We start from the raw sequence: 25,060 nt of genomic DNA, 5'->3' as shown, positions 1-25,060 counted from the left end.
GTTACTCTCCCCCGATCCGGCGCACGGTTTGGCCGGGCGTTAGACGGTGCGCGCCGCGTTCCACAAGAGCGGCACCCTCTTGGAAACTGCCGCGGACATAGGCCCGTTCGGCTTCGGCATGAAGAACCTCAACCGCTGCCGGTCTCAGAACGTCGCTGTCATCCAGCATCATCACGGTCCAAAGACCTTTTGCCCCTTCCCGCAAGGCTTCGACGGGCACCCAGGCGCCCATGGCGTCGATATGGCGGTCGAAACTGACGGAGACGGTCTGACCGACTTGGGCCATTACACTTTCCGGCAGATCGAAAAGCGCCGTTTGGGTCCGCGTCTGACTGTCCACGTCCGGGCGCATCGACAGAAGTGTCGCTTGATATGCCTGGCCGGCAATCTTCACCTCAACGTCAGCACCGGGATCAAGCTGGACCGAGAGGGGCAGGCCGACGCGCACCCTTGGGCGGCTGGTCTCCAGGAGGGTCGCGATTGTCTGACCGGGAGAGACCGTGCTGCCCTGATCAGCCTGCCGGGCTGCGATCTGGCCATCGAAAGGGGCGTATAGCGTGGCCTTTTCGATCTGGATTTCCGTGTTGCGAATGGCGGCGGATGTCTCGGCAATCCGGGCGGTCAGTTCGGCGCTGTTGAAACGGGCCTGATCGTAAGCCTCCGTCGACGTAAAGCCCCTTTCCTGCAGGGCTTGCCGGCGTTGCACGGACAGATCCGCGAAGGCCAATTGGGCATTCAGCGCGTCGCGGGAGGCGTCGAGGCGGGCGATCTCGGTCTCCAGCAGTGCTGTATCAAGGCGGGCGATGATGTCTCCCCGTGCGACGCGGTCGCCCTCATCGACCAGAACATCCGCGACAAGACCGGAGAACTCAAAGGCGATGTCGGTACTTTGCGCCGTCTCCAGCTCTCCGACATAGCGTCTTGGGATCGTGTAGCCCTCCTCGTACCGGATGGGTTGCACGCGCACCGGTATCAGGTCGGCAACGGTGGTCGGCTTGGCAAGATCCGCGCGGGCCTGCAGCTCCTGCGTGCCGATGGTCACCACCGCTCCGGCGGCCACCAACGTGGCGGATGTGAGGGTGATAACAACGACCCGCCGCACGGCGCGCCGGAGAAAACTGGGCTTTGAGGTTGGCTCGCTCATCGCGCTCTCCGCTGCTTATGTTAGTGCCTCTAACATATGTTAGTCTTTCTAACTTTGACAAGTGGTACGGGAGTTGCCATCTATCGGATCATGGAGCAGGAGCAGAAAATTCAGAAAAAAGCAGGCTATCACCACGGTGACCTGCGCGCGCAATTGGTGGAGGCCACGCGACAGCTGGTCGAAGAGAAGGGGCCAGACCTCTTTTCGGTATCCGAAGCCTGCCGTGTCGCGGGGGTGTCAACCGCCGCGCCGTATCGCCATTTCAAGGACAAGGATGAGATGCTGACCGCCGTGGCGCTTGAAGGGTTGCTGCGCAAGTTTCAGATCATGTCCGAAAAGGTGGCCGGCCATCCCCGCCAGTCAATGGACCGGATCTTGGCGCTTGGGCACGCTTACCTGACCTTCGCACAGGCCGAGCCGGGGGTGTTCCGGCTGATCTTTGGCGCCGCACAGGACGAATGCCGCCACGAAAAGCTCATCGACGAGGCGCCGCGTCACTACAGCTTCGTTCAGGGGGTCGTCGCCGACGTTCTGGGGCGAGAGGAGATCGACGAGGACGTAAAGCGGAGGGCCATGATCCTCTGGACCTTCGTGCACGGGCTGTCTTTTATCCTCATCAACGACAAGGCGGCGGTCGCGGATGTGGAAATGGATCTCGACGCCTTCCTGCGCGAGATTGCGCAGCGGGTGATCGGTGATCTGCCTGCCTTGGCGCACCCCTTGGCCTAGGCCCGCGAAACCGCTTGCACCGCGCGGCACGGATCAATAGAAGGCCCCAAATTCGCAGATGCGCGCGCGGCCCGCGCGCCTTTTCCTATGGGGATGATTGATGCAGGTCACCGAGACGCTGAACGAAGGTCTGAAACGCGGCTACGCCATTGTCGTCACAGCCGATGAGCTGGACGCCAAGGTCAACGAAAAGCTGGCCGAAGCCCAGCCCGAGGTCGAGATGAAGGGCTTTCGCAAAGGCAAGGTGCCGATGGCGCTGCTGAAAAAGCAGTTTGGCCAGCGTCTTCTGGGCGAAGCGATGCAGGAAAGCATCGACGGCGCGATGACCAAGCATTTCGAAGACAGCGGCGACCGCCCGGCGCTTCAGCCCGAGGTCAAGATGACCAACGAGGACTGGAAAGAGGGCGACGACGTCCATGTGGAGATGTCCTATGAGGCGCTGCCGGAAATCCCCGAGGTCGACCTGAAGTCGATCAGCCTGGAGAAGATGGTCGTCAAGGCTGATGACGCGGCGGTCGAAGAGGCGCTGGGCAATCTGGCCGAGACGGCACAGGACTTCAAATCCCGCAAAAAGGGCGTGAAGTCCAAGGACGGCGACCAGGTCGTCATGGATTTTGTCGGCAAGGTGGATGGCGAGGCGTTCGAGGGCGGCTCGGCCGAGGATTATCCGCTGGTACTGGGCTCCAACAGCTTCATTCCGGGCTTCGAAGAGCAATTGGTCGGTGTCGCGGTCGAGGAAGAAAAAGAGGTCAAGGTGACCTTCCCGGAGGAGTATCAGGCCGAGCATCTGGCGGGCAAGGAAGCGGTCTTTACCTGCACGATCAAGGAAGTCAAAAAGCCTGTCGCCGCCGAGATTGACGACGAGCTGGCCAAAAAGTTCGGCGCCGAGGATCTGGACGCGCTCAAGGGTCAGATTTCCGAACGTCTTGAGGCGGAATATGCCGGTGCGTCACGCGCTGTCATGAAGCGCGGTCTTCTGGATGTGCTGGACGGCAAGGTGTCGTTCGAGCTGCCACCAAGCCTGGTGGACGCCGAGGCAGGCCAGATCGCGCATCAGCTGTGGCATGAGGAAAACCCCGAGGTGCAGGGTCACGATCACCCCGAGATCGAAGCCACGGACGAACACAAGAAACTTGCCGAACGCCGCGTTCGCCTGGGCCTGCTGCTGGCCGAGCTGGGCCAGAAGGCCGAAGTCGAAGTGTCCGATGCCGAGATGAGCCAGGCCATCATGAGCCAGGCGCGCCAATATCCGGGGCAGGAGCGTCAGTTCTTTGAATTCGTTCAGCAAAACGCGCAAATGCAACAGCAACTGCGCGCGCCTCTCTTCGAGGACAAGGTCGTTGATTATATCTTTGAACTTGCCGAGGTGAGCGAGAAGGAGGTCAGCAAAGACGATCTTCAGAAGGCTGTGGAGGCCCTCGAAGACGAGTAGCAGCACAACTGACATGTGCAAGATTTGAATGGGCCGCTCCGCTGGGAGCGGCCTTTTTCATTTTACGTGCTGCGCCAATCCTGATGGCCGGATGCAGCGCGACCCGTTTACGCGGATCAGAGGGTGATGCGGAACCGGGCGAAGCCATCTGGGCCGTCGCCTGCATCCTGAACCGTCACGCCTGGGACATCTGCGATGTAGGACCGCGCCTTTGGACCCGTGTCAAAGAGAACGGTGGCGCCTTCGACGGGGGCAAAGCTCCAGTTGCCGTCGGCTCTTGGGCTGATCGTACCCTGTTCCACGATGTAACGCACGATCACGTCGCGGTTTGTGTCCGGGGCTTCAAAGATGATCGTGTCGCCCATCGCCCCGGGGAAGGCGCCACCGCCGCTGGCCCGGTAGTTGTTTGTCGCGATCACAAATTTCTGTTCTGGATCAACGGGCTCTCCGTTGAACATCAAGTTGATGATCCGGCTTGCCTCGGCGTTGATCAACTCTCCATTTGGATCAAAGCGAGACGGCTGACTTATGTCGATCTGATAGGTGACACCGTCAATCACGTCGAAATTATATGACGGGAAACTTTCGTTCAGAAGGACCTGGTCTTCCCTGCCGGGTTCGATCTGATTGAACATGCCGGCTGAACGCTCCAGCCACCCCTTGAGTTGTTCGCCGGTCACGAGAACGGCCCGCACCGTGTTGGGATAGAGGTAAAGGTCCGCGACATTCTTGATCGCCACATCACCGACCGCGACATCCGTGTAATAGTCCGGACCTCCACGCCCGCCCGCTTTGAAGGGGGCCGCGGCCGACAGAAGCGGCAGATCCGCGTATTCGGTGCCATCAAGCATCTGCGCGACATACCATTGTTGAGCGATAGACACGATCTGGACCGACGGATCGTCCGCGACCAGAGCAAAATAGGAATGCAAAGGCGCATCCGTTTTGCCGACGGCGCGGCGCACATAGGCCAGCGTCTCGTCATGGTCTGTCTGAACGGCTGCGATAACGGCCGCGTCATCCTCGACCAGGGGCGTGACGGAGCGATCCTCGTTCCGTCTGGAAATGGGCCGTGCCTCTGAGCTGTGACCGACGATGCGCCAGCCCGCACCGTCGCGTTCGAGGATCAGGTCGATCAGGCCAAGATGGCTGCCCCAGAACCCGCCCATCGTGGCGGGTTTGCCGTGGATGGTGCCAGCCTCTGCATCGACGGCGGCGTGGTCCGCATAGTCGGAGGAGGGGAAGACGAGGTGGCTGTGCCCGGTCATGATCGCGTCGATCCCATCGACTGCTGCCAGGGGAACGGATGCGTTTTCCATGCCCTCGACCTCATCCGCCGATCCGATGCCGGAATGCGAGAGCGCAATGATGATATCGGCGCCTTCTTCCTTCATTTGCGGAACATAGGCTCGTGCCGTCTGCAGGATATCGCGGGCCTCAACGTTGCCCTCCAGATGGCGGCGGTCCCAGTTCATGATCTGGGGCGGTACAAAGCCGATCAGGCCGATCTTGATCGGACGTGCTGTGCCTGCGCCGTCGGTGATCTGACGCTCAAGGATCACATAGGGTTTGATCAATGTGGTATCCGCGGTCGGGTTCGCACCCAGTTGGGTTGCGACATTGGCGCAGACAAATGGGAAGTCCGCGCCGGCCAAAGACTTCATCAAAAAGTCGATGCCATAGTTGAATTCATGGTTGCCAAGTGTCGAGGCATCAAATCCCACGCTATTCATCGCGGTGATGATCGGGTGGCTGTCCCCATCCTGCATACCCCGTTCGTAGGCGATGTAGTCGCCCATCGGGTTGCCCTGCAAAAAGTCGCCATTGTCGAGAAGGAGGGAGTTTGTCGCCTCTGATCGGATCTGCCGCACGATCGACGCGGTGCGCGAGAGCCCGACCGCGTCGCGTGGGCGATCCGCGTAATAGTCGTAGGGGAAGACATGGACATGCAGGTCGGTGGTTTCCATCAACCTGAGATGAGCCTGGTTTGCCTTCGCATGCACAGAGAACGGATGCAGGGCGATCAGCCCGGCTGTGCCTGCGATAAAGGAGCGTCGGTTGAGGTTGAGTGCCATCAGTTCATGTCCCTAAGAAACGATCATCGTCAGGGACGAGTATACCCATAGTTTAACAGGTATTTGACTCTCAGAGGCGAAAAATGGCTCGTGCCGAAACACGAGCCATGCTTTCGGTCAGAAAATGAAGTCGTCCGAATCCAGTTCCGAACGGCTGAAGTCTTCAATCCGGATCGTCAGATCGTCGAACGACAGCACCAGATCATTGCCGGAATTTCGCGCGGCATCCAGAACGTCGGAGAAATTGTCGACACCTGCCACAGCCGACAAATCGATTTGATCATCGTCTTCGTCGAAGTCGGTGATCCTGTCCTGGCCGCGGGTAAAGACGAACGTGTCGTCGTCATCGCCGCCGGTCAGCACGTCGTTGCCGCCGCCCGCGATGATGGTGTCATTGCCGTCGCCGCCAAAAATGGTATCGGACCCGCGACCGCCAGAAATGGTGTCATTGCCATCGCCGCCGCGCAACAGGTCCGACCCCGTGCCGCCGCCCATGCTGTCGTTGCCGTCCCCGCCGAAGAGTTGGTCATTTCCGTCTCCGGCAAACATTGTATCGTTGCCTTCTCCGCCCGTCAGCACATCCCGACCATCGCCGCCGCCCAGATAGTCATTGCCTTCGCCACCGTCGAGGCGGTCCTGACCCGAACCGCCGGTCAGGCGGTCACCATCATCCCCGCCAATCAGAACGTCGTCGCCATTGCCACCCTGCAATGTGTCTTCATCATCGCCCCCGTTGAGCGTGTCCGACCCGCGTCCGCCGATCAGGAGATCTTCGTCATCCCCTCCAAAGAGGCGGTCACTGCCTTCGTTGCCGCGTATCGTGTCGTCACCGTCAAAGCCGCGCAAGGTGTCGTTGAAAGGTGTGCCAATCAGCAGATCGTCGTTGTCGGTTCCATTGGATATGGGCATTTCGCAATCCTCTCCGAAAAAGCTGTCGCGGGACTTCTCTCGTTGACGTCCCGCCTAGCAGTTAGAGATTGCGACGATGGCCCCCAAGAACCTTCATTTGCCTTTAACCTTGTGTTCATTTGCACGACGTGTGCCGTTCAGGGACGGGGCTGATCCTTTGCCCTTCTTGTTAGGGGACCAGTCCGGTCTCTTTCAAAAGACCACGGCGTTTGGCTTCATAATAATAGCCACGCGCGTACCAGCTGACCGCTGTTGCCTCGTCCCCGTCGGACACAAGCCATGCGCCGCGCAGATACTTCACTGCATATCTGAGATTGGTCTCCGCATCCAAAAGATCTGCGGGCTGGCCGCGAAATCCCATTGTCCGTGCCGTCTGCGGCAGGATCTGCATGAGCCCGTAATAGGGGCCGTTGCGCGCCCAGGGGCGGTGTGTGCTTTCGCGGATGACCACGCGATGGACCAGCGTGCGCGGCACTTCGTAGAAGTCGGCATATTGATTGATCAATGCGCGCAGCTCAGGTGTTTCGTTCGGGTAAAGCGGCGGATCAAAAGGGGCGTCGCGGGTCGGGGTGTCGTCAGGACGGCCACAGGCGGCCAATGGCGCGCAACAAAGCGCGGCGAGAAACGCGCGGCGGGACGTTATTGTCATATGCTCGGCCTCGGTGTTTTGGACGGCGCGAGATTAACTTTTCCCGCCGAAGGGGCAAGCCTGTCATCGCCAAGCGGCGACGACCGGCCCATGCCGTAAGATGTTAGCCGATCACGCGGTGACCGCGCCCTTGCATGCAGCGGATCAGTATGTCGCGACGGGCGCGGTCGATCTCGTAAAATTCACCCTGCTCCGCCGCCCAGGACCCCAGAACCGCCCCGCCGATCGCTCCGTCGAGGCGGTCACCGTCGTCTGCGTCAAGAGCGCCGATAAGGCCGCCGATCAACGCGCCGCTTTGTCGTGCCTCGCGGAGTTGATCGACGCCATAGGTGCGCGCCGTGCCCCGGCAATAGGCGGTGTCATAGGCGGCGTTTGGCCCGGGCGGGCCGTCAAAGACAAGCTCTCGATCCACCTCTTCGGTGCAAGCCGCAAGGAGGATCAGCTTGGATAACAATGCTACGCTTAACGTGTACCTCATCTGTGCCTTCCAAGAAATTGAGCCTAATAGTATGAGGACGGTGTATTGAGAGAGGCATTATCTCTCAAGACAAACATTTTATGAAAATCGTAAAACAGTATTTGCGTTTCGATGAGGTGAGGTTTGACATCGCACCCTTGTCCATGCAGATTGCTGACCAGAGTCCAAGGAGATCGAGCATGGCTTTCGTCGCCCGCATCGCAATGGTGTTCAGTTGGCTTGTGCTGACCGGCATTGTGCTGATCGTAAGCGCTCTCGCCCTTTCAGGTGACGTCGCGCCGATATTGGATATGGTCGAGCTGCCACCGGACATCCCCCAGCCGCCAAATTGGGCGCTGTTGGGCTTGATTGGCCTGTGTTGTTTGGCGCTGGCAAATCTGGGGATCGTGTATTGGCGCTTTCACAGGGTTTTGCGGTCTGCTGGCCAAAACCAGTTTGACTTGTTGGCGCGGGAGCTGCGCACCAGCGGCATAGCCCTGATATTCTTCTACATTCTGTTTCTGATGATATTCAGGTTCATGCCATTCGCCCTGGTATGGGGCGTGCCCTCAGAAGAGCAGCCGACAATCCATTGGTTGCCGATCAATCTGGATATTGTGTTTCTTATCATCGGGCTCGTCTTGCTGGCGCTGGCCAGCAGCTTCAGGCGCGCGGCCGAGGTTGACGACGAAAACCGTCATTTCCTGTAAAGGCTGACTGTGGCGATTATCATCAACCTGGACCTGATGCTGGTGCGGCGCAAAGTAACCTCGCGCGAGCTGGCCGCGGCCATCGGGCTGTCCGAAACCAACCTGTCCCTGTTGAAATCCGGCAAGGTGAAAGGCGTGCGATTTGCCTCGCTCAACGAGATCTGCAAGTTTCTCGATTGTCAGCCCGGTGACATTCTTGAATACGTCCCCGATCCGCCAGCGGAGGACGAGACATGAAAAGGGCCGCGCGATCTGACTGATTGCGCGGCCCGGATTTTGTTTCGCCAGAGGGGCTTAGCCTGTGACAGTATCGTCGTCGTTCGACGGGGCTTCGCCCACCGCTTCCGCAGCCGGGGCAAGCTCTTCATCGTCGGATGCGGCACTGCCGATATCGTCAAAGAGTTCGGCAATCTCGAACTCGGCTGCGGCTTCTTCTTCCGCGGCCAGTTCCTGGATGGATTTGCCGGAGGCCTGCAGCTCTGCTTCCTCGGTGGAGCGGGCCACGTTCAGCTTGATTTCGGCATCCACTTCGGGGTGGAGCACGACCATCACGGAGTGAAGACCCAGTTCCTTGATCGGCGCGCCCAGAACCACTTGCTTGCGGTCGAGGCTGAAGCCTTCGGCGGTCGCCGCATCGGCAGCGTCACGGGTGGTGACGGAACCGTAGAGAGATCCGGAATCGGAGGCCGAACGAATCACGATGAACTGCTGACCATCAAGTTTTTCGGCCAGAGCTTCGGCTTCTTTCTTGGTCTCGAGGTTGCGGGCCTCAAGTTGAGACTTGCGGTTCTCGAAGTCGGCGATGTTGGCCTCGGAGGCCGACAAAGCCTTGCCCTGAGGCAGAAGGAAGTTGCGTGCGTAGCCGGGTTTGACGTCGACGACGTCGCCCATCTGACCCAGCTTGGCCACGCGTTCCAGAAGGATGACTTGCATTGCGGGTCTCCTTATTTCACGGCGTAGGGCAGAAGCGCGAGGAAGCGGGCGCGCTTGATCGCGCGGGCCAGCTCACGCTGCTTCTTGGCCGAGACGGCGGTGATACGGGACGGCACGATCTTGCCACGCTCAGAGATGTAGCGCTGCAGGAGGCGTGTGTCCTTGTAGTCGATCTTGGGTGCATTGTCGCCCGAGAAGGGGCAGACTTTGCGGCGGCGGAAAAACGGTTTTGCTGCCATGTCTTAGCGTCCTTTTCTAAAGCGATCTGTCAGCGACGCTCGCGGCGGTCGCCGCGTTCTTCGCGTTTTTGCATCTGGACCGAGGGGCCTTCGGCGTGTGCATCGACCTTGATGGTCAGCACGCGCATCACGTCGTCATGCAGGCGCATCAGGCGCTCCATCTCCTGCACGGCGGGGGCCGGCGCATTGGTGCGCAGGAACGCATAGTGCCCCTTGCGGTTTTTGTTGATCTTGTAGGCCATGGTTTTGACACCCCAATATTCGTGGTCCACGAGGGTGCCGCCATTGTCGGTCAGGACTGTGCCAAAGTGTTCGATCAGCCCTTCGGCCTGCGTGTTGGACAGGTCCTGACGCGCGATCATGACATGCTCGTAAAGCGGCATGTTTACTCCTGTTTCTGTCAAGGCGCATTTCAAAGGCGGAGCGATGACTTTCCGCTGCCCCACCACGAGAGACTGCGCGGTTCAAACCTTTGCGGAAAGAGAGATCCGTATACACGCTTTGGGCCAAGGCGCAAGATCCCGGACCTGCCCGGCGGATTTCACGGCACGGTCACATTACCGCCCCGATCAAAGCCAAGGGTGTCGACATGGTCGCAGACGGGAGGGAAGACATGACGTCGACGATGAACCAGGAGATCGTGGGCCTGCCAGGTGGCCCGGCACCCTTGACCGATCGGGCGCCTTTGACACTGCAGGTCGCAAACCCAGCCGCGTTGATGCGGGGCCTGTCGCGCGTTCTGGGTGCGGCCTGCCTGCTTGGCGCACCGATGCTCTGGCGGTTCGGTGGGAGCGGCGATCCCGTTCTTCTTGCCATGAAGGTCGGCGTCACGGTCTTGCTTTTGGTCATTGGGCTCGCCTTCGTAACGGCGCCCCGTGCCGCACCCGCGCCTGAGATCCAGTTTGATCCGATCCTGTCGGAACTCCGCATTTTAGCAGCGGGGCCGGACGGGCAGTTGCAGACGGTGATGCAGCGCCGCTACGACACGCTTGGCAACGTTCTGTTTCATCCGGGCGCAGTCACGGTGCATGATTGCGACGGCTCTGTTTTGCTGGATTTGCCCTTGCGGGATGATCACATCCGGCAAGCTCTGCAAAGGCAACTGGGCGCGCTCAGCCCTTGCTGACACACGAATTGTTCATTCGTTCACAGTCAATGTTGTCTTTTCAGCAATTGCCGTTGGGTCGCTTTAGGCCACATGTAATGATTGTTACGCCAACATTCATGACTGCGATGGAGCACCGATATCATGAAAACGACACTGCTTGCTGCCGCCCTGGCAACCGCCGCGACAGCCGCCTTTGCCGCGCCTGAACGCTACACTCTGGATGCGAGCCACAGCCAGGTTCTGTTCTCTTACGACCATCTGGGCTTTTCTACGACGTTCGGCATGTTCTCGGGTTTCGAGGGCGAGATCATGTTCGATCAGGAAGACCCCAGCAATTCCAGCGTGAATGTCTCGATGCCGACGATGTCGATGTTTACCGGTTGGGAAGAGCGCGAGGCGCATTTCATGTCCGGCGACTTTTTCGGTGCATCCGAAGAGGACATGATCACTTTCACGTCGACCGCGATTGAGGTGACCGGCGAGGATACGGCGATGATCACCGGTGACCTGACCATGAACGATGTCACCCAGTCGGTCGTGCTGGATGCAACGCTGAACAAGACCGGAACCCATCCGATGGCCAATCAGGAATGGGCAGGGTTTGATGCAACAACGACATTGAAGCGGTCGGATTTCAACCTGGGTGCGTTCGCGCCTGCGGTGAGCGACGAGGTCGAAGTGACCATTTCCGTCGAAGCAATGAAAGCTGCTGAGTAAATCACCAGGGCTCACGGACAAAAAGGCCGCCGGTAGGGGATGACCGGCGGCCTTTTCTTGTGGCCTTTTATGGCTGATCGGAGGGCTGCGCTTGCGTCGCAGTCAGCGCCACGTTCACGTCGACGCCAAACCCCACATTCGCTTCGTCCGGTTGGCTGGATGCGCCGATCCCGAAATCGATCCTGTTCAGGGTCAGATTACCCGACATCGTTGCGGTACCATCCTCCGCAATCACGAGGGTGAAGGGCAAGCTGACCGGCACCGACGCGTCCCTGATGGCCAGCGGACCATTTGCGACATACCCGTCTTCGGTGCGCGAGATCTCGGCGGTGAAAGTTGCTGTCGGAAACCGCTCGACGTCGAAAAAGTCGGGCCCGAGGGCCTGGCCGGTGACGGAGCCCAGCGTGAGGGAGCCGATTGCGACGGTCACATCCACCGATCCCGCCGGTCCCGGATCGTCCCGTTCGGCGAAAGTGATCGCGGCTGTCCAATCGGCGAATGTGCCCTCAACCTGGCTGCCAAGTTGCGTCACCGTGATGCCAAGCGTGCCGTCTTCGACCTGCCAGTCGGACTGAACCTCTTCCAGCTCGGCGACCGGAGCGATTGCGGCATGGCTGTCATAGACGCCCAGCGTCCCACCAATGCCAAGGGCTGCGCCCCAAAGGACAATTGCCGCGCCAAGGGGCAGTGAACTGCGCGTATGGGCGGGCGGGTTTGGCGCTTGACGACGATTGGGCAACATCCGAAGCAGCGTGAAATCCTTGTCGATGAAGTGATGTTTGAGCGCGCCCGCCGCATGAAGGGCGATGGCCACGACCAGCACGCGTTCGAACACCATATGAAGGCCCGCAAAGGTGGAGGCGATCCCGTCATCTTTCGGAATGAAAGGCAGATCCTGCCCGAAGGGCCACCAGATCGGCGCAAAGCCCGTCGTTGCGGCATGGTGGATCCAGCCGGAGAGCGGCACCAGCAGAAGAGAGCCGTAAAGAAGCCAGTGAACGGTTTCGGCCAGAAGCGACTCCACCTTCTTGTCACCATTCAGCAGTCCGGGCCGGGGTTGCGCGATGGCCCAGGCGATCCGCGCCAGCGCGACGAAAAACGCGGTGATACCGACGGTTTTGTGGAACGAGAACAACCATGCTTTCCGGGCGAGCTCCTCGCTTGTCTCGTAAGGCAGGTTGTTGGCGACAATGCCCAATGGGATCGCGGTCAATATCAAAAGGGCGGTCAGCCAGTGAAAAGTTTTGGTAACCGCACCATAGGTGGTGTGCGTGTTTGTCAGGCTCATGGCACTCTCCGCGTTGGCTGCTGAGGATTCACCTAGCGTCTTGCCGTTTGTCTACAACGCACCGGTTTCGCACATGTGACGCGCAGGTCTGCACAGCCGTTGCCCTTTGACGATGCCGCATGTATGCGGAGCGGACTTGTACGGAGGGCAATCATGAGCAGAGCATTCGTATTCCCGGGGCAGGGGGCGCAGACCATCGGCATGGGCCGGGCCCTGGCAGAGGCGTATCCGGAGGCACAGGCGGTTTTCGACGAGGTCGACGAAGCGCTGGGTGAAAAGCTGAGCGGCTTGATCTGGGAGGGTGAGATCGACGCTTTGACCCTGACGGAGAATGCGCAACCGGCTTTGATGGCCACCTCACTTGCCACGATGCGTGCCCTGGCGGCGGAGGGGGTCACCGTGGACGCCGCCGCTTACGTTGCTGGCCACTCGCTGGGAGAGTATTCGGCCCTTGCAGCGGCGGGCGCTCTGAGCGTTGCGGACGCGGCCAAACTTCTGCGGGCCCGTGGTCAGGCGATGCAGCAGGCGGTGCCGGTCGGCGTCGGCGCGATGGCCGCCTTGCTGGGCCTTGATTTCGAAACGGTGAAGGCGGTGGCGCAGGATGCAGTACAGGGTGAAGTCTGCGAGGCCGCGAATGACAACGATCCGGCGCAGGTCGTCGTTTCGGGGCATGTGGGAGCCGTTGAACGGGCGGTGGAGCTTGCCAAGGAAAAAGGCGCCAAGCGCGCGGTGATGCTGCCGGTGAGCGCGCCTTTTCACTGCAGCCTCATGGCGCCCGCCGCAAAGGCGATGGAAGACGCCTTGAAGGAGGTCGATATCGCGCAGCCGCGCGTGCCGGTGATTGCCAATGTCCGCGCAGAGCCGGTCAGCGATCCAGAGACGATCCGGTCGCTCTTGGTCGAGCAGATCACCGGCAGCGTGCGGTGGCGCGAGAGCGTGATGTCGATGGGCGCGCATGGTGTCACCGAGATTTGGGAAATCGGCGCCGGCAAGGCGCTGTCAGGCATGGTGCGCCGGATTAATCGAAGCATCGCGACGCGCGCCCTCTCGACCCCCGAGGACGTGAAGGCTGCCCTGGACAGTGTGAATTGAGGAACGGATATGTTTGAGCTGGACGGAAAGAACGCATTGGTCACAGGGGCCTCCGGCGGGATCGGGGCCGAGATTGCACGCGTCCTGCACGGGGCGGGGGCGACGGTGGGCCTTTCGGGCACGCGTGTGGAACCGCTTGAGAGCCTGGCGGCGGAGTTGGGCGAACGTGCGCATGTGCTTCCGTGCAATCTGAGCGACAGCGCCTCTGTCGAAGCGCTTCCCAAGCTGGCGGCCGAGGCGATGGGCAGTGTCGATATCCTGGTGAACAATGCAGGCATCACCCGCGACAACCTGTTCATGCGGATGTCGGATGACGAATGGCAATCGGTGCTGGACGTGAACCTGACGGCCACCATGAAGCTTTGCAAAGGCGTTTTGCGCGGGATGATGAAAGCCCGCTGGGGCCGGATCGTGAACATCTCGTCTGTTGTCGGTGCGACGGGCAATCCGGGGCAGGGCAATTACGCGGCCTCGAAGGCCGGCATGATCGGGATGTCGAAGTCGCTGGCCTACGAAGTGGCAAGCCGGGGAATCACCGTGAATGCGGTGGCGCCGGGTTTCATCGCTACGGCAATGACCGACAAACTGACCGAGGATCAGAAGACCGCGATCATGGGGCAGATCCCGGCAGGACGCATGGGGGAGCCTGCGGAAATCGCGTCGGCGGTTCTGTATCTCGCAAGTCCCGAAGCCGCCTACATAACCGGCACAACCTTGCACGTGAACGGTGGCATGGCCATGTTGTGAGCGGCCTCAAAAGGCCGCGAGTGAAAGCGTTTGCCATTGCTGCAGTCTATGCTATAGGCGGCGCACATCTGGGCGGGCCCTGTCAAACAGGACCTGCAACTCCCGGATTTCCGGGGAATTGAGCCGCCCCTAAGGGCGAATACCACGCCCCCTTCGCGGGGCGAGAACCAAGCCACCCCGGCACGGGGAGAGGGCACATTGGGCGCAAGCCCCGAAGTGATGAGGAATTGATATGAGCGACGTCGCAGACCGCGTGAAAAAGATCGTTGTGGAGCACCTGGGTGTCGAAGAGGAAAAGGTCGTTGAAAACGCCTCTTTCATCGACGATCTGGGCGCTGACAGCCTGGACACCGTGGAGCTGGTGATGGCCTTCGAAGAAGAGTTCGGCATCGAAATTCCCGATGATGCGGCCGAAACCATCCAGACCTTCGGCGACGCTGTGAAGTTCATCTCTGACGCCTCCTGAGACGGCGCGAGATTGCACATAGGGCGGCGCTCCGATCCGGAGCGCCGCTTTTCTTTTGTCAGGTCGGCAAAGTCCGGCTCAGGCGTGGCGCAGCCTCTTGAAGCGCCCATGGGTTCAGAGGCAATGGTGCCTTTGCAAGCCAACACGTAGATCCAATGAACCGAACCATTCCGATCATCAACACCGCGAGGCTGAGCCTGCGCGCGATGCTGCCTGAAGACTTCGATAGATACGCAGAGATCTGGGCGATGCAGGACGTGGTCGAACATATCAGCGGGACGCCGTTGACGCGGGGCGAGGCCTGGACGTCGTTTCTGCGCAACGCGGGCCATTGGCAGATGACCGGCTTTGGCCAATGGGCCGTGACAGAGGCCCGCTCCCGCCGCCTGGTGGGGCAAACCGGGTTCTTTTTCCGCGCACGCGGTCTTGGGGCGGACTTTGATGCCTATCCCGAGGCGGGCTGGGTGCTCGCGCCCGAAGCACAGGGGCGGGGCCTGGGTGCGGAGGCGACGAAGGCGGCCCATGATTGGTTCGACCGCGTTGTCACGGGACCGCTGGTCGCGATCATCGCCGAAGGCAACGCGCCGTCCTGCAAGCTGGCCGACAGCCTGGGATATCGCCCGCTGCGCACGGTCGAAATGCAGGGCGATCCGGTGCTGCTGATGCGCAGAAACGGGCCGCCCGGCGCGCGGTGACGCAAATCGGCCATCTGGTGCCGAATTGAAGACGCGTTTGTTCGCAGGCCTCATGATAGTCTTCTGACCATCGTAGGTGCAGTCGCGGATATGCTGGAGGGGCCATGATCTTGTATCCGACCATCGAGTTGCAGAACGGACGCGTCGTGAGCCTTCACCGGGGCCGTCTTGAAGAGCCGATGATATGGCATGTCGATCCGCTGGACACCGCACGCGGCTTTGCCAGTGCCGGTGCATCCTGGATGCATCTGACGGATTTTGACGGCATTGAGGGCCGAGGCGAAAATGTCGAACTGATCGAAGAGATCATTCGTGTTGCGGGCATACCGGTTCAGATCGGCGGAGGGTTCCGCAACCGCGACAGCGTGGAGCGCTGGATCGAAAAGGGCGCGGGACGGATCGTTCTTGGAACGCTGGCGGTCCGCGATCCCGATCTGGTCAGGGAATTGGCGAAGTACTTTCCGGATCAGATCGTACTGGCGCTGGATGTCTGGCAAGGTCAAGTCATGAGCGATGGCTGGCGCATGGCCAGCGCAATCGCGCCAGAGGCGTTTCTGGACGCATTTGCCGACGCGCCCCTTGCCGGGATCATCGTCACGGATATCGACAGCGACATGGAGGATCTGGACGCGCAACTCGGCCTGATGTCGGGCCTGGCCGCCAAAGCACGGGCCCCTGTCATCGCGAGCGGCGTTGTGCGCAATGTCGATGATATCGCGCGGCTCAAATACGTGCCTCACATCTCGGGCGCATTGGTCGGGCGCGCGCTTTTCCGAAAGACGATTGATCTGGTCGAAGCGCTTGAGGTGGCGCAGCCGCAGCCGGAAAGCGTGGCGGAATTCAAATAGTCTTTGCTGACAGGCTGTGCCATCTTCGCGGCGGCAGGAGGTACTGAATGTCGAAACTTGCAGACATGTTTGGAGGCGGCGCGCACGAGACCTTGCTGGGTCTGCCCGCCGGGACCGAGGGCGATATCGTCGTTCTGGGAGCCGATTGTGCGACGCCTTATCCTTCGGTGGGCGCCTTTTGCGCACAAGGTCCTGCGGCCATGCGCGCCGGTGCCGCGGACTATTCGGGCGACCTGGACAAGCTGAATTTCGATCTGGGGCATGAGGTGCTGCCCCATGGGGTCACGGCAGTGGATGCCGGAGATCTGGACGTGACCCCGTCTGATCCGGCAGGCAACCGCACCCGGATCGAGGCGGCTTCGCGCGAATGCCTTGGTCAGGGCGCCATACCGATGCTTTTGGGGGGCGACGACTCGGTGCAGTCTCCCATGCTGGCGGCCTTTGCGGATCAGGGACCGATCACCGTGCTGCAGATCGACGCCCATATCGACTGGCGGGACGAGGTCGAGGGAGAGCGCTTTGGGCTGAGCTCCACCATGAGACGGGCCAGCGAGATGCAGCATGTCGAGCGCATCGTGCAGGTGGGCGCACGGGGCATTGGCTCGGCCGGGCGCCGGGAGTATCAGGACGCGCTTGACTGGGGCGCCTCCATCGTGCCGGCACAGGACATTCACCAGAGCAGTATCGCGGATTGCGCTGCCCTGATCCCCGAGGGTGTGCGTGTGGTGGTGTGTTTCGATTGCGACGGGCTGGATCCGTCAATCATGCCAGCCGTCATTGCCCCGACATCGGGCGGGCTGACCTATGCACAGGCCTGGGCGCTTCTGCGGGCGGTGGCCGCCCGTGCGACGCTTGTCGGCTTTGCCATGGTTGAGTTCATGCCCGAAGCGGATGTGAACGGCCGGGGCGCGCTGACTGCCGGTCAGTTGCTGACATCCACCCTGGGGCTTCTTGCGGGGCAGGTGGCTGCAAGGCGCTGATCGGGGGCACCGGCTGCTCTTGCCCCCCAAGGCTCGGTCGGGGTAAGAGCGGTGCTCAAGAGCGAAGACGGGGCAAGAGGGCAATTCATGCGCAGAGTGGTTGTAACGGGATTGGGGCTGGTCACTCCGTTGGCGTCCGGTGTCGAGGAAACCTGGGCACGCCTGCTGGACGGCCAATCCGGCGCAGGCACGATTGAGCGTTTCGATGCCAGCCACCTGGCGACGGATTACGCCTGCGAAGTTCCCAGAGGCGATGGGAGCGACGGCACCTTCAACGCCGATGACTGGCTTGAACCCAAGGAGCAGCGCAAAGTCGACGACTTCATCCTGTTCGGGATCGCCGCCGCGCAAATGGCCGTCGAAGATGCGGGTTGGACCCCGGAGGATGAAGAGGCGCGTCTGCGCACGGGCGTTATGATCGGCTCCGGTATCGGCGGTCTGAGTTCCATCGCCGACACAGCGATCCTGATCAAGGAGCGCGGACCGCGGCGCGTTTCGCCGTTCTTTATTCCGGGCGCCCTGATCAATCTCATCTCGGGTCAGGTGAGCATTCGCTTTGGCTTTAAGGGCCCAAATCATTCTGTCGTGACCGCTTGTTCGACGGGGGCGCATGCCATCGGCGATGCCACCAGACTGATCCAGCACGGAGATGCGGACGTGATGATCGCCGGCGGGGCAGAGGCGGCCATCTGTGAGATCGGCATTGCGGGTTTCAACGCCTGCAAGGCGCTCAGCACGAAGCGCAGCGATGATCCAAAGGCCGCAAGCCGACCTTACGACACCGACCGCGATGGCTTTGTCATGGGAGAAGGCGCGGGCGTCGTTGTGCTGGAAGACTACGAGCATGCAAAGGCGCGGGGCGCGAAAATCTATGCCGAGGTGCTTGGTTACGGTCTGTCGGGTGACGCCTACCACATCACCGCACCATCCGAGGATGGAGAAGGCGGCGAGCGGTCCATGCAAGCGGCCTTGAGGAATGCCGGTCTTGCGCCGGGTGACGTGGATTACATCAACGCGCATGGCACAAGCACCATGGCGGATGTGATCGAACTGGGCGCCGTGGAGCGTTTGATGGGCGACGCGGCCTCTTCTGTGACGATGTCGTCTACGAAATCGGCGACGGGGCACCTTTTGGGGGCGGCGGGCGCGATCGAGGCGATTTTCAGCATTCTGGCGATCCGCGATCAGGTCGTGCCGCCAACAATCAATCTGGACAATCCGGCCGTTGAAACACCTGTCGATCTCGCTCCGAACGTCAAGAGGGAGCGGAAAGTGGATGTTGCCCTGTCCAACTCCTTTGGCTTCGGCGGGACGAATGCGAGCGTGGTTTTCGGGAAGGCTCCGTAATGTGGCGTAGCGTTGCCTCGAACGCGATCACCATGCTGGTCGTCGCGCTGTTCCTGCTGGGCGGCGTGATCATCTGGGGACAAACCGAGTATACATCCGAAGGCCCGTTGGAGCAGGCCATCTGCCTGCGGGTGGATCGGGGGGCGAATATGTCCCGAGTGAGCCGCGATCTGGAAGCGCAGGGCGCAGTCAGTTCCGGCATGCTGTTCCGGGTGGGGGCGGATTACTCCGACAAAACGCAAGACCTGAAGGCGGGGAGCTTTCTCGTGGAGCCTGGTGCGTCCATGGAAGATATCGTCGACCAGATCACCAGGGGCGGGGCGAGCACGTGCGGAACGGAAGTGGTTTATCGGATCGGTGTGACCCGGACCAGCGTGCAGGTGAGGGAGCTTGATCCGTCCACGAACCGGTTCGTGGAGCGGGTGGCGTTCGATCCGGCCGAGGAAAGCACTCCGGATCTGTACGAAGAGACCAAGGCGGAGCAGGACACACGCTTTCGCATCGCGCTAGCCGAAGGCGTGACCAGTTGGCAGGTTGTGCAGGGCTTGAATGCCATGGACATCCTGGACGGAGAGGTCGCGGAGATACCTGCAGAGGGCTCTCTGGCACCGGACAGCTATGAGGTGACGACCGGGACGACACGGCTGGCCGTTCTGGACCGGATGCAGGAGACGCAAAGGGTGCGCGTGGCCGCAGCATGGGAAGCGAGAGAAGACGATCTGCCCCTGCAGAACCCGGAAGAGATGATTATTCTTGCGTCTATCATCGAGAAGGAAACGGGGGTGCCCGAGGAACGCCGGCAGGTTGCCAGCGTCTTCACCAACCGGCTGAACCGCGGCATGAGATTACAGACCGACCCGACCGTGATTTATGGGGTGACACGGGGTCAGGGCGTCTTGGGGCGGGGTCTGCGGCGGAGCGAACTGCGGGCAGAGACCCCGTGGAACACCTACGTGATTGACGGTTTGCCGCCGACACCGATCGCCAATCCCGGCCTTGCCAGTCTTGAAGCGGCGGTCAATCCGGATACCACCGAATATGTCTTTTTCGTAGCAGACGGGACGGGCGGGCACGCCTTTGCGGAAACCCTTGACGAGCACAACCGCAACGTCGCGCGTTGGCGCGAGATCGAAGCCGAGCGGGCCAATTCGAACAATTGATGCGTCGGTTTGACAAACGCGCTGTGATGAGTGTTCTGCGCTCATCGCGATGCGTCGCACCTTGTTGTGGTTTAACATTTTGTTAACCAGATCGAACGGTTAGGCGCCGTTCCTCAACCTGCATTGACTTGACAAAGCGAACGGTTTCGCGTATAGGTTGTGTCAGGCTGGAAGAAATGGGCGGCGGCTTTGGAGAGATCCGGGCCGCTTTTCTCATTTTCTCTCGTGCGGAGATCACCTTTGCATGAGGTCAACGAGCAAACATGGCATTAATTACCCCGGACGAACGAGTGTCCCGCACCGAAGATTTGCTTCATTCGGTTCAGGGCTCTCTCCGCTCCCTGCGGAAGGAACTGGAAGGCCTGATTGAACAGGCACAGGCCGGGGAGGTCACAGACTATGCAGAAGGGAAACGGCAGGTCTCATTGGCTGAGGGGCTGGTGCGAACGTGTCAGAAAGTAGAGGCGAGCCTTGTCGAACTGGAAAACCGACAGCTTGGTATCGCGCAAGGGGGCTATGCCCTCGACCTTAACGTCGCTCGATTTGAAATCGGGTGCCGATTGGGTCGCTTGCGCGCCTGCTGCGCTGCAGGAGAACTTCCTGAATAAACTGGGAGAGGGGGCGCTGTGTGCGCTCCCTTTTCTTTTCGAGTTTTGGGCCATGCCCCACCAACTTCCGCCCGAGGGCGATTGGAGGGCCTGGGTGATCATGGGCGGACGCGGCGCGGGCAAGACCCGCGCGGGTGCCGAATGGGTCAGATCGCAGGTGGAGGGCAGCCGGCCGCTTGATCCGGGCAAAGCCCGCCGCGTGGCGCTGGTGGGAGAGACCTATGATCAGGTCCGAGAAGTCATGATCTTTGGGGACAGCGGTATTCTGGCCTGTTCGCCGCCGGATCGACGTCCCAACTGGAAGGCGTCGGAACGAAAGCTGATCTGGCCCAACGGAGCGGAGGCGCAGGCTTTCACGGCGCAGGACCCGGAAGGCCTGAGAGGTCCGCAATTTGATGCCGCCTGGGCGGATGAATTGGCCAAGTGGAAAAAGGCGGGCGATACCTGGGACATGCTGCAATTTGCATTGCGTTTGGGAGAGACGCCGCAGGTTTGCGTCACCACGACGCCGCGGAATGAGGAGACGCTGAAGGCGCTGCTGGCCTCGCCGTCAACGGTCACGACCCACGCCCCGACCGAGGCGAACCGCGCCAATCTGGCAGCAAGCTTTCTGGAAGAAGTGCGGACCCGGTATGCAGGCACAAGGCTGGGGCGCCAGGAGCTGGACGGCGTGTTGCTGGGTGACGCAGAGGGGGCGTTGTGGCAAGGCAAGATGCTGGAAGCGGCGCATGTGGATCACGTTCCGGACCTTGACCGGATCGTGGTGGCGCTGGACCCGGCGGTGAGTGCTGGAGAAGGCGCGGATGCCTGCGGGATCGTGGTGGCGGGAGCCGTCACGCAAGGCGCCCCGCAAACATGGCGGGCCTACGTGCTGGAAGATGCCACCGTTCAGGGCATGGGGCCGACGGGTTGGGCCGAAGCCGCGATTGCCGCGATGGAACGGCACGGAGCGGAGCGGCTGGTGGCAGAGGTCAACCAGGGCGGGCAGCTTGTGGCCGAGGTGCTGAGACAGGTCGATCCGATGGTGTCGCTGAAGACGGTGCACGCGGCCAAGGGCAAGGTCGCCCGCGCGGAGCCTGTCGCCGCGCTTTACGAGCAGAAGCGGGTGAGGCATGTGCGCGGACTGAATGATCTGGAGGACCAGATGGGCCAGATGACGGCCCGCGGTTTTCAAGGGCGCGGATCGCCGGACAGGGTGGATGCCCTAGTCTGGGCGCTGCATGAGTTGATGATCGAACCCGCCAAGGGGTTCCGGCAGCCGCGCGTCAGAACTTTATGATATAAAAGAACGCGTTGGGCGATGAACCTGACGCGGTTGAGGCGGGCCCACGGGCCGCGCGGGGCGGCTGTTCGCCCCGCGCAACGGCACCGCACGGTGCATTTCCAGCATTTTTAAGAAAACCGAGGATAACGGGTTTCAACGAGGCCGCGGGCAGATGACCGGCGGCGCCAAGAGGAGCATGAGACATGGTATTTGATTTCCTGCGTCGCAGCGGCGGTGACAGCGCCCCGGAGCAGAAGGCGAGCGCCACCGGGCCGGTGGTGGCCTATCACTCCTCGGGCCGGGTGGCGTGGAGCCCGCGCGACACCGTCTCGCTCACACGGACGGGGTTTTCGGGAAATCCGGTGGGGTTCCGATCGGTCAAGCTGATCGCGGAGGCCGCTGCCGCGCTGCCGCTGGTGCTGCAGGATCACAGCCAACGCTATGATACGCATCCGCTTCTGAGCCTGATCCGGCAGCCCAATGCGGCGCAGGGGCGGGCGGAGTTGATGGAGGCGCTGTTCGGGCAGCTCCTACTGTCGGGCAACGGCTATGTCGAGGCGGTGTTCGGCGAGGGCGTCGTGCCGCTGGAGCTGCATGTGCTGCGGTCGGACCGGATGTCGGTGGTACCCGGTGCGGATGGCTGGCCTGTGGCCTATGAATACGCGGTGGGGGGCAAGAAGCACCGCTTTGACATGAGCGCAGGCGCGGCACCCATCTGCCATATCAAGAGCTTTCATCCGCAGGACGATCATTACGGGTTCTCGCCCATGCAGGCAGCGGCGATGGCGGTGGATGTCCACAACGCGGCGAGCCGGTGGTCGAAGGCCTTGCTGGACAATGCGGCGCGGCCATCGGGCGCGCTGGTCTATCGGGGAGCGGAAGGCCAGGGGTCGATGAGCGAGGATCAGTATGACCGGCTGGTGACCGAGATGGAGAGCTACCATCAGGGCGCGCGGAATGCGGGGCGTCCGATGCTGCTGGAAGGGGGACTCGACTGGAAGCCGATGGGCTTTTCGCCCAGCGACATGGAGTTTCAGCAGACAAAGGAGGCAGCGGCGCGGGAGATTGCGCTGGCCTTCGGGGTGCCGCCGATGCTGCTGGGCATTCAGGGCGACGCGACCTACGCGAATTACCAGGAGGCGAACAGGGCCTTCTACCGCCTGACGGTGTTGCCGCTGGCGACGCGGGTGGCGGCGGCGCTGTCGGATTGGCTGACGCGGTTTACCGGAGAGATGGTGGAGCTGAAGCCTGACCTCGATCAGGTGCCGGCGCTGGCTGCGGAGCGGGACGCGCAATGGGCGCGAGTGAGTGGGGCCGAGTTCCTGACGGATGCGGAGAAGCGGAGCCTGCTGGGTCTGCCGCCCGTGGTCGACGATGCATGAGGCGCGGTTCGAATGCGCGCCGGGTCTGAGGCTGCAGGCGCATGAGCGGGTGGCCGAGATCCATTATGACAACATCAATCGCCGTCTGGATCGGCTGGAAGAGATGATGGAGCGGCTGGAAAAGCGCCTGTGGCTGACCGTTTACGGGGTGGTCGCGGTGATCCTGGCTCAGGCGTTTCAGTCGTTTCTGGTGGTATGACGCGCAGTAGAGGAGGGTGCCTGATGCAGGACACCGGGTTGGAACGGAAATTCGCGCGCTTTGGCGAAGGGCTGAGCGTGACGGACGGGACGGTGATCGAGGGCTATGCGAGCCTTTTCGGTCAGATCGATCAGGGGGGCGATATCGTCCAGAAGGGAGCCTATGCGGCCTCGCTGAAGACCGGCGCACAGGTCAAGATGCTGTGGCAGCACGACCCCGCACAGCCCATCGGCATCTGGGACGAGGTGCGCGAGGATGAGCGCGGTCTTTACGTCAAAGGCCGGCTGCTGGAGAGCGTCGAGAAGGGGCGCGAAGCCGCAGCCCTGATTGAGGCGGGGGCGATTGACGGGCTGTCGATCGGCTACCGGACGGTGAAGGCGGCAAAGGATGACAAGGGCCAGCGGCTCTTGACCGAACTGGAGCTTTGGGAGGTGTCGCTGGTGACGTTCCCGATGCTGCCCAGTGCGCGGGTGGCGGCCAAGGGCGATGCGCCCGAGGCGGACACTGACCTGCGTGAATTGGCGGCGGCCTTTGAGGGTGCGCGGCTGGAGCTGGCGCGCCGGTAAACGCGCCTTTTTCTCACACTCAAACAGGATGTGCTGATGAGCAAGACCGAGACGAAGGCTCGGGCCGGGGAAGATCTGTCTCCGGTTCAGGACGTGAAGCAGGCCGTGGCCGGTTTCGTGACTGAATTCAAGGGCTTTCAAGACACCATTCAAATCAAACTCCAACAAACGGAAGAGCGACTGACCATGCTGGATCGTAAATCTCAAATCGCGGCGCGCCCGCATCTGGCCGCCGAAACGGATACCGGCGCCCCGCATCAGAAGGCGTTCAACGCCTACCTGCGTTCGGGCGACGATGACGCGCTGCGCGGGCTGGAGCTGGAAGGCAAGGCGCTGTCGACGGCCGTCAACAGCGATGGCGGTTACCTGGTGGACCCGCAGACCTCGGAAACGGTGCAGTCGGTTCTGAAATCGGCAGCGTCGATCCGCGCGGTGGCCAATGTCGTGAATGTCGAGGCGACTTCGTACGATGTGTTGGTCGACCACACCGATGTCGGTGCGGGCTGGGCCACGGAAAACGCTGCGACGACCGAGACGGGCACGCCGCAGATCGACCGCATCTCGATCCCGCTGCACGAGCTGTCGGCGCTGCCGAAAGCCTCGCAGCGGCTGCTGGATGACAGCGCGTTCGACATCGAGGGCTGGCTGGCTGGCCGCATCGCGGACAAGTTCGCCCGCGCCGAGGCGGCTGCCTTTGTCAACGGAGACGGAGTGGACAAGCCCACGGGTATCCTGACCCATCCGGCGGTCGAGAACGACACCTGGACCTGGGGCAATATCGGCTATGTCGCGACCGGTGTGGATGCGGACTTCGACGATGGCGACGAGCTGATCGACCTCGTCTATGCGCTGGGTGCGGAATACCGCGCCAACGCGACCTTCGTGATGAATTCGAAGACTGCCGGCATGGTGCGCAAGCTGAAGGATGCCGATGGCCGCTTCCTCTGGGCCGATGGTCTGGCGGCAGGTGAGCCGGCGCGTCTGCTGGGTTATCCGGTGGTGATTGCCGAGGACATGCCCGAAGTGGCGTCCGGCAGCTACTCGATCGCGTTTGGTGATTTCGGCGCGGGATACACCGTGGCGGAGCGTCCGGACCTGCGCGTGTTGCGCGATCCGTTCAGCGCCAAGCCGCACGTTTTGTTCTATGCGACCAAGCGCGTCGGCGGCGATGTGAGCGACTTTGCAGCGATCAAGCTGCTGAAATTCGCCACCGCGTAAGCGAGGGCGATAGGGGGCCGGTTCGCCGGCCTCCGGTTCGGGCGCGTGCCTGAGTAGACCCTCCATATTGTCTAGCTGCTCCCCTCCGTCCGAGCAAT

The 25,060-nt window shown here is 61.5% G+C and carries 29 protein-coding genes; 20 read left to right on the top strand and 9 right to left on the bottom strand.

The features are described from left to right. Nucleotide 1 precedes the first annotated feature (1 nt). Nucleotides 2-1,144, bottom strand: coding sequence for an efflux RND transporter periplasmic adaptor subunit (locus tag CFI11_RS13800; protein ID WP_130406908.1), 1,143 nt, complete (start codon nt 1,142-1,144; stop codon nt 2-4). A 90-nt stretch (nt 1,145-1,234) separates the two neighbouring features. Here CFI11_RS13800 and CFI11_RS13795 point away from each other — a divergent pair, with 90 nt between their 5' ends. Further along, the gene (locus tag CFI11_RS13795; RefSeq protein WP_130406906.1) at nt 1,235-1,873 is read left to right on the top strand and encodes a TetR/AcrR family transcriptional regulator; all 639 of its coding nucleotides are present in this window, start codon (nt 1,235-1,237) and stop codon (nt 1,871-1,873) included. Between the two features lie 100 nt (nt 1,874-1,973). Further along, nucleotides 1,974-3,305, top strand: coding sequence for a trigger factor (tig, locus tag CFI11_RS13790; protein ID WP_130406905.1), 1,332 nt, complete (start codon nt 1,974-1,976; stop codon nt 3,303-3,305). 116 nt (nt 3,306-3,421) lie between these two features. On the opposite strand, the gene CFI11_RS13785 is transcribed toward tig, so the two are convergent. The 4 genes from CFI11_RS13785 to CFI11_RS13770 form a co-directional block, all read right to left on the bottom strand. Next, on the bottom strand, nt 3,422-5,380 hold the full coding sequence (locus tag CFI11_RS13785) for a bifunctional 2',3'-cyclic-nucleotide 2'-phosphodiesterase/3'-nucleotidase (protein ID WP_130406903.1): 1,959 nt from the start codon (nt 5,378-5,380) through the stop codon (nt 3,422-3,424). A gap of 117 nt (nt 5,381-5,497) precedes the next feature. Beyond that, nucleotides 5,498-6,289, bottom strand: coding sequence for a calcium-binding protein (locus CFI11_RS13780; protein WP_130406901.1), 792 nt, complete (start codon nt 6,287-6,289; stop codon nt 5,498-5,500). Nucleotides 6,290-6,458: 169 nt separating this feature from the next. Next, entirely contained in the window at nt 6,459-6,938 is a 480-nt protein-coding gene (locus CFI11_RS13775) for a lytic transglycosylase domain-containing protein (RefSeq protein WP_130406899.1), read from the bottom strand. 103 nt (nt 6,939-7,041) lie between these two features. Then, nucleotides 7,042-7,416 (bottom strand): glycine zipper family protein, encoded by a 375-nt coding sequence (locus CFI11_RS13770; RefSeq protein WP_130406897.1) that lies wholly within the window; start codon nt 7,414-7,416, stop codon nt 7,042-7,044. Between the two features lie 179 nt (nt 7,417-7,595). On the opposite strand from CFI11_RS13770, the gene CFI11_RS13765 reads away from it, so the two are divergent. Together CFI11_RS13765 and CFI11_RS13760 are read left to right on the top strand one after the other, a co-directional pair. Then, nucleotides 7,596-8,105, top strand: coding sequence for a hypothetical protein (locus CFI11_RS13765; RefSeq protein ID WP_165390263.1), 510 nt, complete (start codon nt 7,596-7,598; stop codon nt 8,103-8,105). A 36-nt stretch (nt 8,106-8,141) separates the two neighbouring features. Further along, nucleotides 8,142-8,342, top strand: coding sequence for a helix-turn-helix transcriptional regulator (locus CFI11_RS13760; RefSeq protein ID WP_217358796.1), 201 nt, complete (start codon nt 8,142-8,144; stop codon nt 8,340-8,342). A gap of 57 nt (nt 8,343-8,399) precedes the next feature. Here the strand turns inward: CFI11_RS13760 and rplI are convergent, their stop codons facing one another. From rplI to rpsF, 3 genes are read right to left on the bottom strand one after another with little or no spacing between them, the layout of a single operon-like run. Continuing rightward, nucleotides 8,400-9,038 (bottom strand): 50S ribosomal protein L9, encoded by a 639-nt coding sequence (gene rplI / locus CFI11_RS13755; RefSeq protein ID WP_130406891.1) that lies wholly within the window; start codon nt 9,036-9,038, stop codon nt 8,400-8,402. Between the two features lie 11 nt (nt 9,039-9,049). After that, the gene (gene rpsR / locus CFI11_RS13750; RefSeq protein ID WP_005982441.1) at nt 9,050-9,277 is read right to left on the bottom strand and encodes a 30S ribosomal protein S18; all 228 of its coding nucleotides are present in this window, start codon (nt 9,275-9,277) and stop codon (nt 9,050-9,052) included. Between the two features lie 29 nt (nt 9,278-9,306). Further along, nucleotides 9,307-9,660, bottom strand: a complete 354-nt coding sequence (gene rpsF / locus CFI11_RS13745) for a 30S ribosomal protein S6 (RefSeq protein WP_130406889.1) — start codon at nt 9,658-9,660, stop codon at nt 9,307-9,309. A 230-nt stretch (nt 9,661-9,890) separates the two neighbouring features. Here rpsF and CFI11_RS13740 point away from each other — a divergent pair, with 230 nt between their 5' ends. Further along, nucleotides 9,891-10,403 (top strand): hypothetical protein, encoded by a 513-nt coding sequence (locus tag CFI11_RS13740; protein WP_130406887.1) that lies wholly within the window; start codon nt 9,891-9,893, stop codon nt 10,401-10,403. A 123-nt stretch (nt 10,404-10,526) separates the two neighbouring features. After that, nucleotides 10,527-11,102, top strand: coding sequence for a YceI family protein (locus CFI11_RS13735; RefSeq protein WP_130406885.1), 576 nt, complete (start codon nt 10,527-10,529; stop codon nt 11,100-11,102). Nucleotides 11,103-11,169: 67 nt separating this feature from the next. Here CFI11_RS13735 and CFI11_RS13730 read toward each other — a convergent pair whose 3' ends face one another. Continuing rightward, the gene (locus tag CFI11_RS13730) at nt 11,170-12,390 is read right to left on the bottom strand and encodes a cytochrome b/b6 domain-containing protein (RefSeq protein WP_130406883.1); all 1,221 of its coding nucleotides are present in this window, start codon (nt 12,388-12,390) and stop codon (nt 11,170-11,172) included. A gap of 153 nt (nt 12,391-12,543) precedes the next feature. Between CFI11_RS13730 and fabD the strand changes: the two genes are divergently transcribed. From fabD to CFI11_RS13660, 14 genes are all read left to right on the top strand, one after another. Continuing rightward, nucleotides 12,544-13,482: an ACP S-malonyltransferase gene (gene fabD, locus CFI11_RS13725; protein WP_130406881.1), complete on the top strand. Its 939-nt coding sequence runs from the start codon at nt 12,544-12,546 to the stop codon at nt 13,480-13,482. A gap of 9 nt (nt 13,483-13,491) precedes the next feature. Beyond that, nucleotides 13,492-14,229, top strand: coding sequence for a 3-oxoacyl-[acyl-carrier-protein] reductase (gene fabG / locus CFI11_RS13720; protein WP_130406879.1), 738 nt, complete (start codon nt 13,492-13,494; stop codon nt 14,227-14,229). 232 nt (nt 14,230-14,461) lie between these two features. Then, nucleotides 14,462-14,695 (top strand): acyl carrier protein, encoded by a 234-nt coding sequence (locus CFI11_RS13715; protein ID WP_130406877.1) that lies wholly within the window; start codon nt 14,462-14,464, stop codon nt 14,693-14,695. 155 nt (nt 14,696-14,850) lie between these two features. Continuing rightward, a complete protein-coding gene (locus tag CFI11_RS13710; RefSeq protein WP_130406875.1) occupies nt 14,851-15,390 on the top strand; it encodes a GNAT family N-acetyltransferase in 540 nt (179 codons plus the stop codon). A gap of 104 nt (nt 15,391-15,494) precedes the next feature. Continuing rightward, the gene (locus CFI11_RS13705) at nt 15,495-16,238 is read left to right on the top strand and encodes a HisA/HisF-related TIM barrel protein (protein ID WP_130406873.1); all 744 of its coding nucleotides are present in this window, start codon (nt 15,495-15,497) and stop codon (nt 16,236-16,238) included. Between the two features lie 47 nt (nt 16,239-16,285). Next, complete coding sequence (locus tag CFI11_RS13700) at nt 16,286-17,218, top strand: arginase family protein (RefSeq protein ID WP_130406871.1); 933 nt, start codon at nt 16,286-16,288, stop codon at nt 17,216-17,218. A gap of 87 nt (nt 17,219-17,305) precedes the next feature. Continuing rightward, the gene (gene fabF / locus CFI11_RS13695; protein ID WP_130406869.1) at nt 17,306-18,565 is read left to right on the top strand and encodes a beta-ketoacyl-ACP synthase II; all 1,260 of its coding nucleotides are present in this window, start codon (nt 17,306-17,308) and stop codon (nt 18,563-18,565) included. Beyond that, on the top strand, nt 18,565-19,725 hold the full coding sequence (gene mltG, locus CFI11_RS13690; protein WP_130406867.1) for an endolytic transglycosylase MltG: 1,161 nt from the start codon (nt 18,565-18,567) through the stop codon (nt 19,723-19,725). The genes fabF and mltG overlap by 1 nt, the downstream gene beginning before the upstream one ends. Nucleotides 19,726-19,988: 263 nt before the next feature. Continuing rightward, on the top strand, nt 19,989-20,333 hold the full coding sequence (locus CFI11_RS13685) for a hypothetical protein (RefSeq protein ID WP_130406865.1): 345 nt from the start codon (nt 19,989-19,991) through the stop codon (nt 20,331-20,333). Between the two features lie 52 nt (nt 20,334-20,385). Continuing rightward, nucleotides 20,386-21,612, top strand: a complete 1,227-nt coding sequence (locus CFI11_RS13680; RefSeq protein WP_130406863.1) for a DNA-packaging protein — start codon at nt 20,386-20,388, stop codon at nt 21,610-21,612. A gap of 188 nt (nt 21,613-21,800) precedes the next feature. Next, nucleotides 21,801-22,979: a phage portal protein gene (locus CFI11_RS13675; RefSeq protein ID WP_130406861.1), complete on the top strand. Its 1,179-nt coding sequence runs from the start codon at nt 21,801-21,803 to the stop codon at nt 22,977-22,979. Then, complete coding sequence (locus CFI11_RS13670; RefSeq protein WP_130406859.1) at nt 22,972-23,178, top strand: hypothetical protein; 207 nt, start codon at nt 22,972-22,974, stop codon at nt 23,176-23,178. Before CFI11_RS13675 ends, CFI11_RS13670 begins: the two co-directional genes overlap by 8 nt. Nucleotides 23,179-23,201: 23 nt before the next feature. Continuing rightward, nucleotides 23,202-23,744: an HK97 family phage prohead protease gene (locus CFI11_RS13665; protein WP_371687429.1), complete on the top strand. Its 543-nt coding sequence runs from the start codon at nt 23,202-23,204 to the stop codon at nt 23,742-23,744. Between the two features lie 36 nt (nt 23,745-23,780). Further along, a complete protein-coding gene (locus tag CFI11_RS13660) occupies nt 23,781-24,962 on the top strand; it encodes a phage major capsid protein (protein WP_130406857.1) in 1,182 nt (393 codons plus the stop codon). Nucleotides 24,963-25,060: the final 98 nt, after the last annotated feature.

The organism is Thalassococcus sp. S3 (assembly GCF_004216475.1).
Taxonomy (GTDB): domain Bacteria; phylum Pseudomonadota; class Alphaproteobacteria; order Rhodobacterales; family Rhodobacteraceae.
This window is presented reverse-complemented; position numbering and strand designations above follow the sequence as displayed.